Below are 11,308 nucleotides of genomic sequence, written 5' to 3'. Positions count from 1 at the left end.
AGGCAAGAGTGTGATTTAGGTAAATGAAAACTGCTGTAATGAGTCTTGGATACTCATGAATGAGTCTTTGATATTCGCGTGAGAATCTTTGATATTCGTCGGCGAGTCTTTGATATTCACGCGAGAGTCTTTGATATTCGTCGGCGAGTCTTTGATATTCACGCGAGAGTCTTTATAACCTTAGCTTTTCCATTACTTTCTCGTTGGGATGAGGTCGTTTAGCCTCCGACAAAATATTAGTATCTAGTAAATACTTTAGACTCATAAATTAACTTCTCTTCCTGGTGACTTATCCCGTAGATTTTCAAAAGTGTCATCATCAATACTTTCTAAATCAACCCTTTGTCTAAAGTCTTGTAAAGCTGACCAAAAATCAGTAATTTCTTTACTTTCTCTTAAAGTTTTTTGATGTTCAGATATAGAAAATGGTTTTTTAACTGATAATTTATATTTGAGAAATTGAATAAAATCTAAAACTTCTTGCTGTTTATCTGGTGGTAATTCTCGGAATGTTTGTAGAACTGTTTGTTCAATAGTCATAGTTTTACCTCTGCTAGATGAGATACGATTACATTATAAGAAAATTGCTGTAATGAGGCTTTAATATTCGTGGATGAGTCTTTAAACTCGATTTTAGATTAAATCAGGATCTATGCCGAGCGATCGCAACTGTTCTGCTAATAATTGAGCTTTTTGTTCTGCTTGTTGAGCTTGTTGTTTTGTCTGTTGAGCTTGTTGTTGAGCAAGTTTTCTATCTTCTTCTGGTGTTAAAAACCTTTGTCCTTGTTGACTATACCAATACATCCACTCCCGTGGTATGCCAAGATAAGTTCCTCGTTCTATGCCAATTCCTAAACCTATCTCTGGCAACCAAACGCGTAGGCATAGCCCGTCGTAGACATCGCCATTAAGTAATTCATAAGCATTATTAACTAATTTATAAACTTCTAAACGTGAATTTTCGTCACGAAATGGGTTGTAAATTACATAATACAAAAACCCCAATCTTGCGTACTCTGCCTTTTTGGTTGAGTACTCACCGCGATCTATGTGAGAAACTACCTCAAGTACTAATATCGGTAGTTTCTTTTCTTCCCAAAGCACATAACTGGGACGGAGATTTTCATCATAAAATCGCTTAACGCCCAAACTCAAAAACGCATCTGGGACTATCGCTGGTAAATTTGGGTCGTAATAAATACCCATGCGAATACCAAAAAACCAATCCATGCTATCTGCCCAAGCCATTGCTAATAAGCTTCTGAGTAAATCAGGAATTGATTTTTGTAATTGATTATCTACTGGGGTATCGTCAGAGTCAGGTAGTTCTTTTGAAGAGGGCAAACGAGCTGATAGATCGTAATTTACCATGATGGATTTACCGTTCCTCAGTTATTAGTACATCTTTATTTTATTAATTAATTTTGATACGAACTCAGCACATCCTATTTTTATTTTTAAACATCAAGAGGCAAAGAAACCCGACTTATTTAATAAATCGGGGTTCTTTTGCTAATTGGATATTAATTTTCTACTTGTTTGAGCTTTTGAAAAATTTCCTCAAGTGGTGATTCAGAACCCTCAGGACAAAATTCTAAAGCAAGTCTAACTTTTCCTTTTTTCCATCCCTGAGTGCTAAATTGTAAAACTTCACAATTTAATCCTTGAGTATACAAATCTGCTTCATTGGTATTTTCTGCGCCAATATAATCCTTAATTGCAGCAATCAAATCACGCACTTTAAAAGTTTTAGCAATGTTTAACTTATTAAAAGTGTCTGGTTCTATAGACACAACTTCATCGTGATTTAGTATCTCAAATCCATCTATCATAAAAATCTCCTGTGACTAAATCTATCTTTTCCAAAGATTTAGCAGCACATCCGAAATAAAATGATGATTTTGTAGATTTGGTGGCTGTAATCTGCTTTGCTTGATGACTGTTAACTGTTAACAGTCAACAGCCACCACTGATATTTTTGACAACTGAAATAGGATTGCTATATTTTGGCGAGTTTTTTAGAAAAACCAACCGTAAGAATGTAAGCCTTTACCCAAAAGATTTACACCCAGATAGCAAACCCAAACAACCACAAAGCCAGTAGCAGCTAAAATTGCTGGACGACGGCCTTGCCAACCACGAGTAATTCTGGCGTGGAGGTAGGCGGCGAAAACTAACCAAGTGATTAACGCCCAAGTTTCTTTAGGATCCCAACTCCAATAGGAACCCCAAGCTTCGTTAGCCCAAACGCCACCAGCAATAATGCCAATTGTCAGCAGGGGAAATCCTAGTCCGATGATGCGATAGCTAATGTTATCAAGGGTTTCAGCAAGGCTAAGGCGTTGGGGTGAAAGGGGTTCGGAATCTGGGATTTCAGATTTGGGATTTGCGACTGGGGTTGTTGTGACTAAACCCAAAACAGCAGTGTTAGCGTTACCGTTACCATTGCTACTACTTTCAAAGCGAGCAAAGCCATTATTTTCTACAGGGGGTGCTGCTGGCTCAGAAATCAGTTCACCTGCTTTGTGTAAGCGGTAGCCGTTGCTGCGATAGCCACCAGTACCAACAGAACTGCCTTGTAGTTGGATGTTTTGGCCGCGAGTCACAATTAGAAAAGCGATCGCTAACAGCGAACCTACCATCAAAGCGGCATAACTCAACATCATAACGCTGACATGCATCATCAGCCAATTTGACTTCAAAGCAGGTACCAAAGGCTCCGACATTTGCATTTGGGCTGGTAATGTCAGGGTAGCAAAAGCCACAATCCCCATTGCCACAGGAGCTGTAGCAACCCCAACCAAGCGGCTACGGCTAGTATTTTCAGCAATCAGATGAACTGTGGTAATTCCCCAAGTTAAGAAAAACAAAGATTCATACAAATTGCTAAGGGGAAAATAACCCGCTTCTATCCATCGTGCCCCTAATAGTGTAGCCATACACAAATTAGCGATCGCCATCCCAGCTGTCCCCAAAGCGGCTAGATAAGGCAGATTCGGAAAAGCCGCTCCCCCCCAATACACCAGCATCGTCAGGAATAAAACGGCAAAGGACGCATTGTCCAGCCAGTTCTGGAGTACAACCAGATTCATAAACTCTTCTCTCCGTGGATTCTTTAAAATATCAATTCTGACTGTTCTGATCCTATCTGCTTAATGGGCAATGGGGAATGGGGAATGGGGCAAAACCCTTCGGGTAGGGGAAAGGGGAAGGGGAAAAGGGAAAGAAAAAACCTTTAACCTTTACCCCAACCCCAATGCCAAGTGAAAAATGCAAAACGCAAACAGTATTGGGGGGATCTTTCCTTTACCCTTTCCCCTTTCCCCTTTCCCCTTTCCCCTATCCACCCACTTTTTTAAGTGCTATGAAAATGTCATAACGATTACTACGACTGTCGCTGACGGCAGATGTCATACCAATTGAGCGTGTTGCGTTTAACAAAGTTTGTTGATTGGGAATCAAAGTTGGTAAGGGAAAATTTTTCGCGGTTCGTTCTACATCCAGGTAAAATTGACCGTTTGTCGGATTCAGTTGTGTTGGAACTGTTTGCTGGAAGGGCAGAGTAGTAGCTAGTGTGTTGTTGGGTTTCGGAAGAATTTTATCAGTGATGGGAGCGCCCACTACAAAAAAGGCGATGTTTTCATCTAACCAGCCGTGGGTGGCTGTTAGCGTACCATAGGGTGATATCCAATTAACAACAGGTTGATTTGCCACTTTCCCTGGCTGGATTTGGAATTGGTATTGATTTGACATTACTTCATCAAGTTTACTGATGGATGCTTCTGCGGATTTGCGGTCGCTTGTCTGTACCATGAACAGTAAACCGACACGAAAATTATCTGGTGAACCTTGTTTTGGTGTATTGGGAATCAGTGATAAAGAAAACTCGCCTTTCATCCAACTGAGTAAATCTTTATCTAAATCGAGGTCGGTAAGAGATTTTACACCATTCCGCAGTTGTTCTGGTGCGATCGGTGAAAGAGGATTTCCTTGGGATGTTAAAACATATTCTGCCCACGATCGCTGCAAGTTTCCGCCAGAAAACATCATTAAGGTTTCTGCTGGTACGCGGCTTTGCATTTTCCCAGCTTTGTTTTCCACTGCTAACACTCGTTGACTATTAGGGTTGAGCCAAGAAACAGCTTTTAAGCGAATTCCTTCTGGCTCTAAGGTCATTGTTGCCCCTAAACCTTGGTTATTTTGCAGTTGAGCTAAAACTTGAGCAGGTAAAGGACGGTTTGGAGAAGCTGCGGCTATTTTGGCTGTTGTTGGTATGTTGACGTAAAATTGAGCAAAAGGTTGGTTATTGGCGATTTTCGGAAAATTTTCGGCAAATCCCCCTGTTGTCACCAGGGATGTTTGATTTTTGTAGGCATCAATGGTTCTTTCTGTGGCTTTAGGACTATCAGTTATCACCAAGAAACGTCCATCTAGCAATGCTGCCGAAAAGTTTTCTCCTGATTGTCCCTGATTTTGTTTAATGGCAATTCCTTGATAAGTGCGGTCAACCCATTGGCCTTGTTTGAGACTTTTGGGTTGTGCGAAGATGCTTTTTGCTATTTCTGGGTTTTTGACTGGCAATACCATTACCATTGACTGCTGATCCCCAGTTACATCTGCATCGGTGGTAACTGGTTTAGGGACAGATTTATTCGTTGTTTGTGGTGCGAGAATGGCAATTGTAATGTTATTGCCTACCCAAGGAGCAATATCTTTCTGGAAGTCGTAACCATTATTGGTGAGAAAGCGATCGCGCCACTGCACTAAATTTTTATCTAGTTCTGCTTGCGTTTCTTTTGTCCCCAACTCCCGTAATTTCTGCCATTGTTGGGGATCTGTTGTTAAGGAAACCGCAAACAAAGCATCACCAGGAATAATATTTGCACCTACTAGCAAATCATTCCAAGATGGTTGTCTTTGTAACCAGTATGCTGCACTGCCCGCAGCAATTAATAACCCAGCAGACGATAGCGTCAGCACCAAAGACGGTTTCTGATTTTTCTTCATGGGAACAGACACAAGAGGCGGTGCCATTGAAACCTAATACCTCATACTTGCAAACTCATTACTCACTTGATTGCTTCAGTCAATCAATTTTGGATTTTAAATTTTAGACTTCGACTCCGCTCAGTCGAACGATTTTGGATTGACCCCGACTACTCTAGGTAGGAGTTTGAGGATTTTAAGTTTTGGATTTGTTCCACACACAAGGCATGGAGCATAAACCACAATAATCTCAAATCAGCACGGTCAACCAAAAAGTTTCTCGTTATTTAGGGTAGCCAAGTCGATAAATTTTTCCACCCTCGACATAGATTGTATTTCCGTAATCAATTTTCGTACTGTTTCAAAAACGCTGTTTTAGTGGTTAGTTACCTTTTTTAACATGCTTTGTTGAATTTCGCAGAACGCTTCCTTGAAACGGATGCCTTTGCGAAAGTTTTCGATACTTCAATTCGTTATTTCAGGCACTTCGAGGATATAACTAAGTTGACAAAGCTGCAAGTCATTAGCAAATTGTACTTCCTGATAATTACACAACTGTTATCTGTTGTTTTAACTTTATCTAACTTAGAATAATTCAGTATTCATTAACTTGTATCGGTTACCGATGTTAGAATCCAAATATGTGATTGAATTATAATTTTCGTTAACTTGTATTATTTAAATCTCAAACGAATGTTATTTTTGCTGAAAACTAACTGCTAATTTTTGGAAATCAAAAATCAAATAATAAGGCTTACGCAAGCACTATTTTGTCATTGCCACTGGAACGTAGTATTGGGCAGCAATCCCAGAGTTTTTGGCGATTACTTCTCTACAAGACGCTTCGCCAACGCGTAGCTTGCTTCTCCGTGGAGTACGCTTTGCTCGTAATAACCTAAAATCGTAGTTATTGCGTAAGTCCTGAATAATTAAAAATCAATCTGGGAATTTGCAATATTTTAGTAGAGACACAAAATTCTGCGTTTCTACTACAAATTACCCAAATTGTAGCTTTTTCGCGACTATACCTCAGCATTCACACCACTTAACTGCATAGGGCCCAAATATTTCGTTAAATAAGGCGAAAAAACTTCATAAATCAAGGTAAGCGGCTGTCCGTGATGCCAGAATAGATAGTGGCGGCCCCAAAAAGGCCCGTTGACGTTAAAACCTGACTGTAGCGCTGGAGAGTAACCGTAATAAATACCTCGCACATCGCGATACAACTCCGTGCGGAGACGAGCTAAACTAGCCCAAATAGGTAATGAGCGATTTTGCAAATACTCATCTACATGGCTGGCTTCCCACCAAGAAGTCGCATAGGCCAATCGCTGACCAGAAGCAGTACGCAGCCACACCTGTCGCCGTAATCGCGGCCCTGGTACAGCTTGGATTAAATCAGGAGCATTATCCAAGTCCATACCAATCAATGACATATCAATGACATCTACTTCTGTAGGCTCGCCTGTAAGCAATTCTAAATGACGTGTTGGCGAACCATCCCCCAAAAGTAGTAGCTGCCAAGCTGGTGCAAGCTGAGTGTGAGGCAAACTTTTTTGAATTACTTCCTCCCCTCCTTGCCAAATCGGAGTCAAGCGATGCCAAGCCCCTGGCAGTGTTAAGTTGTTCGTTGGCGTAAAAGTAATAGTCAATGTTTTTTACAAAACTTCACCTATCTCTATAAAAGCATAAAAAACAATAGAGTCATTAGTCATTAGTCATTAGTCATTGGGTATCGGGCATGTTGACTGGTGACTGTTGACTCATGAGTGGGAAGTTATTATTCTCCCCACACCCTCTGCCCTTTTACGATTTAAGGGTCAACAACCTCAGGTGTTTCAATCCTTTGGCTATTGACCCTTGATTAATAAATTCAAAATGCGGATGGCGAGACTCGAACTCGCAAGGCAAAGCCACACGCACCTCAAGCGTGCGCGTATACCAATTCCGCCACATCCGCGCATGTTGTCTGAATATAGACTATAGCACAAGAAAATAATTATAGTAAGATGAGTTCTCAATTTCAGTGTACGGTTTCATAAATTTCCTCAAGGCGGTATCTGGCTGACAGAAATGTAGCAGATGCACAAGTGATATTAAAAGGGTTAGAGCTACTGTTAAGAGGCACAATGAGGGACAAAAGGTGTCGTTTATCAGGTGACGCCTTTTGAGGGAAAAACTAATTCGGGAAACTTGCCAAGATTAGCAACGGCAATGTTGTTAATCTAGTTAAGCCTCCTAGAGGCAGCAAGCCCAATTCTTGACTTTGGTGAAGATGAAGGTTGGAAATCTCCTGTCATAATTTGAAATAACGCGAAAGCGTTGTTGCACATCAGATGGGAGAAAATGTCAATCTACTGGTACTAATATCGAAACTCCAAAATGAAGTTTGACAAAATATTAATTGCCAATCGGGGAGAAATCGCGCTTCGCATTCTCCGCGCCTGTGAAGAAATGGGAATTGCGACAGTTGCGGTTCACTCTAGTGTTGACCGTAATGCTCTCCACGTTCAACTTGCTGATGAAGCGGTTTGCATTGGCGAACCTGCTAGCAGTAAGAGTTATTTGAATATTCCCAATATCATTGCTGCTGCATTGACCCGCAACGCCACTGCTATTCATCCAGGTTATGGGTTTTTGGCTGAAAATGCTAAATTTGCAGAAATTTGTGCTGCCCATGACATTGCCTTTATCGGCCCAACTCCCGAAGCTATCAGGCTGATGGGGGATAAATCCACTGCCAAAGAAACCATGCAAAAAGCTGGAGTTCCGACAGTACCCGGTAGTAATGGGTTGGTAGAATCCGAGCAAGAGGGATTACAACTCGCTAAGGATATCGGCTATCCAGTGATGATTAAAGCCACAGCAGGTGGCGGTGGCCGGGGTATGCGCTTGGTGCGTTCTGAAGACGAATTTGTCAAACTTTTCCTAGCAGCCCAAGGAGAAGCAGGAGCAGCTTTTGGTAATTCTGGCGTTTACATAGAAAAATTTATTGAACGTCCTCGGCACATAGAATTTCAAGTTTTGGCAGATAACTACGGCAATGTCATCCACTTGGGGGAACGAGATTGCTCTATTCAGCGCCGGAATCAAAAGTTACTGGAAGAGGCTCCGAGTCCAGCTCTTGACCCAGACTTGCGCGAGAAAATGGGACAAGCTGCTGTGAAAGCGGCCCAATTTATTAACTACACTGGGGCGGGCACCATAGAGTTTCTCTTGGATAAATTCGGTAAATTTTACTTTATGGAAATGAACACCCGGATTCAAGTAGAACATCCTGTAACAGAGATGATTACTGGAGTAGACTTAGTTGCCGAACAAATCCGGGTTGCCCAAGGGGAAAGACTAAAGCTTACCCAAGACCAAGTAGTTTTACGAGGTCATGCCATCGAATGTCGAATTAATGCTGAAGACCCAGATCATGATTTTCGCCCATCTCCGGGGAGGATCAGCGGCTATCTTCCTCCTGGAGGCCCTGGTGTTCGCATTGATTCCCACGTTTACACAGATTACCAAATTCCCCCTTATTACGATTCTTTGATTGGCAAGTTAATTGTTTGGGGGTCAGATCGTCCTACTGCGATTAACCGTATGAAACGCGCACTACGGGAATGTGCCATTACTGGGTTACCCACTACTATCGGGTTTCACCAGAAAATCATGGAAACTCCACAGTTTTTGCAGGGTAATGTGTATACAAATTTTGTGCAGGAGATGAACGGGTAGGGTGGCAACGCTTGGGGAAAGGGGAAAGGGAAAAGGGAAAAGGAGGGATCTTTGTTTGCCCCTTGCGCTATGCCCTTTGCCCCATGCCCCATGCCCAATGCCCCATGCCCACATCTAATTCACATGAGCCAGCATGGTTAATAATCCTTGCTGGCCTAGCAGAATTTCTCGTGCCAGGGTAAAAATAGCAACCCAAATGATGGGGGTAATGTCCACTCCGCCGATGGGGGGTACGAGTTTTCGTACTGGGATTAAAAATGGTTCAGTGGGCCAAGCTATTAAATTAAAGGGCAAACGATTGAGATCGACTTGTGGATACCAAGTGAGAATAATCCGAAATATAAATAAAAATGTCATCAGCCCTAACAGGGGGCCGAGAATCCAAGCGGTCAAGTCAACACCAGTCATGGGTTTAAACAACTAACTATCTCGTGAATAAACAAAACACTTGGGCGAACGGCAAGCCGCGCTTTGCTAACACCAGCAAATTTGAAGCTTTGTAAAGCACTCTCATTACAATTTTATTTCAATAGAGAACAACTGGGCACTGAATTTACTGAGCATTACTTGAGAAATAACAATTTTCGACTTTAGCAGTTGCCACCTAGAGGCTTCTCAAGAAAGTACTACACTATTAAAATTAGTGATGAAGTGTGTAAAAAAAGGTTGAGAACTATGACGCCCGCTTTAGCAAATTTTCTTTGGAGTCTCTTTTGGGGTGCTGCAATTGTTGTGATCCCCATTACAGGCGCTCTGATTTTCATTAGCCAAAAAGATAAAATTCAGCGTTCATAATCCTTCGGATTGTCGAATAGGCTCTCACAAAGGATTATTTCTCAGCTATTTACTTCAATCATTGCATCAAAAGCGCCAGTTTTTGCGATTGGGAGACTTGTAGCTGAGAAAACATTTTTTCAGTTTTCGGTAAACAGCTTCAGAGCTTCTTTGCCAGAGGCTTTGAAGCTTCAATATTATGATGACTAATTAGAGTAGTGATTTTAATTGTGACTCGCTAACATAGATTTGATATTGGGAAAACAGCAATGATAAATTTTGGGCTGAACTCAGCCAGTATTCTGGCTCAGGTAAATTTTGGGGCGAACTCAGCCAGTATTCTAGGAATTTTCCTGGCTGTGGCTGGGGCAGCACTGTATTTTCTCCGCACTGTACGCCCAGAACTGTCACGAGATCAAGATATCTTTTTTGCGGCAGTGGGTTTGCTATGCGGCTTCATTCTCATCTTCCAAGGATGGCGACTAGACCCGATTCTTCAATTTGGTCAATTGCTTTTAGTGGGCACAACTGTGTTTTTTGCGGTTGAAAGTATTCGACTACGAAGTATAGCCACCCAGCAAGCTAAGCGCAACACTCCCATTGTGGATGATGAGCGAGAGGTAAGTGGAAATTATTCCTACAACCGCAATCGCAGGAAGTATCAAGCTGAGATGGATGACGACTTAGAGCCGCTGCCTTATGAAGAGGAAGAAGAACGCCCTATGCGTCCTCGAATTCGCGCTAGCAGAGATGACATTTCAACTCGTGATGACTACTACGAGGATCAATCCCCTCGTCGTTCAGAACGCCGCAACAGCAATAATAATGAAAGACAAAATCCAAGTGATAAAACGCGGCGGCGTACTTCTGGGCGTCCAGTGAGTCGTCCTTCTCCAAGTTTTGAAGATGAAAACTGGGGTTCTTCATCCAGGGAAGTTGATGATTGGGAAAGTTCGGGTGGTGAATCGAGAAAACCATCTCGCCGTGGTAGTAATGGGCCCCAGCGACCAGAAAGCCGCGAGGATGATGTTGCTCCCAGACCAAGAAGGCGTCGTCCAACCACTGACTCAACTCCTCGACGACCCCGCGAAGATGATGATGCGATTCCAACTGAATATGTACCATACAACCCAATTGAAAAGCCTAATGAAGGGCCAGATAATTCAACTAATTTTGATGACGATGTTTAAAAGAACTGGTGTGAGGTAGATTTAGGGGCAATGGAAAACACTTGAGGTGAAAAAATTTACGCCTAGATTGTGGCTCCAAAGACCAATTCATTGGAGCCTGGTTTTTGGTTTTACAAGTTTGCTTGTATCTTGTGGTTCTAACGATATTCCCATAGGGCCTACTTCCCTCAACAGTCGCTACACCGAGGAGCAACCTGCTTTGAGTGGAAATGGGCGCTTTTTAGCGTTTGTATCAAATCGCAATGGCAATCAGCAGCTACTGGTGTACGATTTGGAAAGGCAAATCTTTATTTCTACACCAGGGATAAACCGACAGGAAACCATTGCTGAAAGTCCTAGCTTAAGCTTCACCGGGCGTTACATTGCTTATATTACTAGCGACCAAGGTAGACCAGTAGTGGCACTTTACGATCGCGCCACCCAACAGTCACAAATCCTCACCCCAATCTATCGCGGTTGGGTCAGAAAGCCTAATATTAGCCCAGATGGGCGTTATGTCGTCTTTGAAAGCGCCAGCCGCGGTCAGTGGGATATTGAAGTCCTAGACCGAGGGCCGAATGTAGAGTTAGATATTCCTAATGGTGCAACTGTGACGCCTCCGTAGGGAGTGGGGAGGTGGGGAGGTGGGGAGG

12 protein-coding genes and 1 tRNA gene are annotated in these 11,308 nt (G+C 42.4%); 4 read left to right on the top strand and 9 right to left on the bottom strand.

The genetic code is table 11. From position 1 onward, the window contains the following. Window positions 1–15: 15 nt before the first annotated feature. The 8 genes from GNE10_RS07960 to GNE10_RS07925 form a co-directional block, all read right to left on the bottom strand. On the bottom strand, window positions 16–162 hold the full coding sequence (locus GNE10_RS07960; protein WP_185564413.1) for a hypothetical protein: 147 nt from the start codon (window positions 160–162) through the stop codon (window positions 16–18). A gap of 99 nt (window positions 163–261) precedes the next feature. After that, entirely contained in the window at window positions 262–540 is a 279-nt protein-coding gene (locus tag GNE10_RS07955) for a DUF2281 domain-containing protein (protein WP_185564412.1), read from the bottom strand. Window positions 541–633: 93 nt separating this feature from the next. Continuing rightward, on the bottom strand, window positions 634–1,371 hold the full coding sequence (locus GNE10_RS07950) for a Uma2 family endonuclease (RefSeq protein ID WP_185564410.1): 738 nt from the start codon (window positions 1,369–1,371) through the stop codon (window positions 634–636). 152 nt (window positions 1,372–1,523) lie between these two features. Further along, on the bottom strand, window positions 1,524–1,832 hold the full coding sequence (locus GNE10_RS07945; protein ID WP_185564408.1) for a KGK domain-containing protein: 309 nt from the start codon (window positions 1,830–1,832) through the stop codon (window positions 1,524–1,526). Between the two features lie 186 nt (window positions 1,833–2,018). Beyond that, the gene (gene ccsB, locus GNE10_RS07940) at window positions 2,019–3,092 is read right to left on the bottom strand and encodes a c-type cytochrome biogenesis protein CcsB (RefSeq protein WP_185564406.1); all 1,074 of its coding nucleotides are present in this window, start codon (window positions 3,090–3,092) and stop codon (window positions 2,019–2,021) included. A gap of 247 nt (window positions 3,093–3,339) precedes the next feature. Further along, complete coding sequence (locus tag GNE10_RS07935) at window positions 3,340–5,034, bottom strand: DUF3352 domain-containing protein (protein ID WP_185564404.1); 1,695 nt, start codon at window positions 5,032–5,034, stop codon at window positions 3,340–3,342. Between the two features lie 974 nt (window positions 5,035–6,008). Next, on the bottom strand, window positions 6,009–6,638 hold the full coding sequence (locus tag GNE10_RS07930; RefSeq protein ID WP_099069028.1) for a chorismate lyase: 630 nt from the start codon (window positions 6,636–6,638) through the stop codon (window positions 6,009–6,011). A 227-nt stretch (window positions 6,639–6,865) separates the two neighbouring features. Next, window positions 6,866–6,946, bottom strand: a tRNA-Leu gene (locus tag GNE10_RS07925). 422 nt (window positions 6,947–7,368) lie between these two features. Here GNE10_RS07925 and accC point away from each other — a divergent pair. Continuing rightward, complete coding sequence (gene accC / locus GNE10_RS07920) at window positions 7,369–8,712, top strand: acetyl-CoA carboxylase biotin carboxylase subunit (RefSeq protein ID WP_185564402.1); 1,344 nt, start codon at window positions 7,369–7,371, stop codon at window positions 8,710–8,712. Window positions 8,713–8,826: 114 nt separating this feature from the next. Here accC and GNE10_RS07915 read toward each other — a convergent pair whose 3' ends face one another. Continuing rightward, window positions 8,827–9,120 (bottom strand): YggT family protein, encoded by a 294-nt coding sequence (locus tag GNE10_RS07915; protein ID WP_185564428.1) that lies wholly within the window; start codon window positions 9,118–9,120, stop codon window positions 8,827–8,829. Window positions 9,121–9,387: 267 nt separating this feature from the next. Between GNE10_RS07915 and psbX the strand changes: the two genes are divergently transcribed. From psbX to GNE10_RS07900, 3 genes are all read left to right on the top strand, one after another. Further along, complete coding sequence (psbX, locus tag GNE10_RS07910; protein ID WP_185564401.1) at window positions 9,388–9,507, top strand: photosystem II reaction center X protein; 120 nt, start codon at window positions 9,388–9,390, stop codon at window positions 9,505–9,507. A 248-nt stretch (window positions 9,508–9,755) separates the two neighbouring features. Continuing rightward, a complete protein-coding gene (locus tag GNE10_RS07905) occupies window positions 9,756–10,676 on the top strand; it encodes a Ycf66 family protein (RefSeq protein WP_185564399.1) in 921 nt (306 codons plus the stop codon). A gap of 46 nt (window positions 10,677–10,722) precedes the next feature. Further along, the gene (locus GNE10_RS07900) at window positions 10,723–11,280 is read left to right on the top strand and encodes a PD40 domain-containing protein (protein ID WP_185564397.1); all 558 of its coding nucleotides are present in this window, start codon (window positions 10,723–10,725) and stop codon (window positions 11,278–11,280) included. The last annotated feature ends 28 nt before the right edge of the window (window positions 11,281–11,308 follow it).

It is taken from the genome of Nostoc sp. 2RC, assembly GCF_014222165.1.
GTDB classification, from domain to species: Bacteria; Cyanobacteriota; Cyanobacteriia; order Cyanobacteriales; family Nostocaceae; genus Nostoc; species Nostoc linckia.
The sequence above is the reverse complement of the archived record's forward strand: the minus strand, read 5'-3'. Positions and strand labels throughout refer to the sequence as shown.

Coding starts and splice junctions, on each gene's coding strand:
- GNE10_RS07955 (WP_185564412.1), bottom strand. CDS start 540: ATGACTATTGAACAAACAGTTCTACAAACATTCCGAGAATTACCACCA.
- GNE10_RS07950 (WP_185564410.1), bottom strand. CDS start 1,371: ATGGTAAATTACGATCTATCAGCTCGTTTGCCCTCTTCAAAAGAACTA.
- GNE10_RS07945 (WP_185564408.1), bottom strand. CDS start 1,832: ATGATAGATGGATTTGAGATACTAAATCACGATGAAGTTGTGTCTATA.
- ccsB (WP_185564406.1), bottom strand. CDS start 3,092: ATGAATCTGGTTGTACTCCAGAACTGGCTGGACAATGCGTCCTTTGCC.
- GNE10_RS07935 (WP_185564404.1), bottom strand. CDS start 5,034: ATGGCACCGCCTCTTGTGTCTGTTCCCATGAAGAAAAATCAGAAACCG.
- accC (WP_185564402.1), top strand. CDS start 7,369: ATGAAGTTTGACAAAATATTAATTGCCAATCGGGGAGAAATCGCGCTT.
- GNE10_RS07915 (WP_185564428.1), bottom strand. CDS start 9,120: ATGACTGGTGTTGACTTGACCGCTTGGATTCTCGGCCCCCTGTTAGGG.
- psbX (WP_185564401.1), top strand. CDS start 9,388: ATGACGCCCGCTTTAGCAAATTTTCTTTGGAGTCTCTTTTGGGGTGCT.
- GNE10_RS07905 (WP_185564399.1), top strand. CDS start 9,756: ATGATAAATTTTGGGCTGAACTCAGCCAGTATTCTGGCTCAGGTAAAT.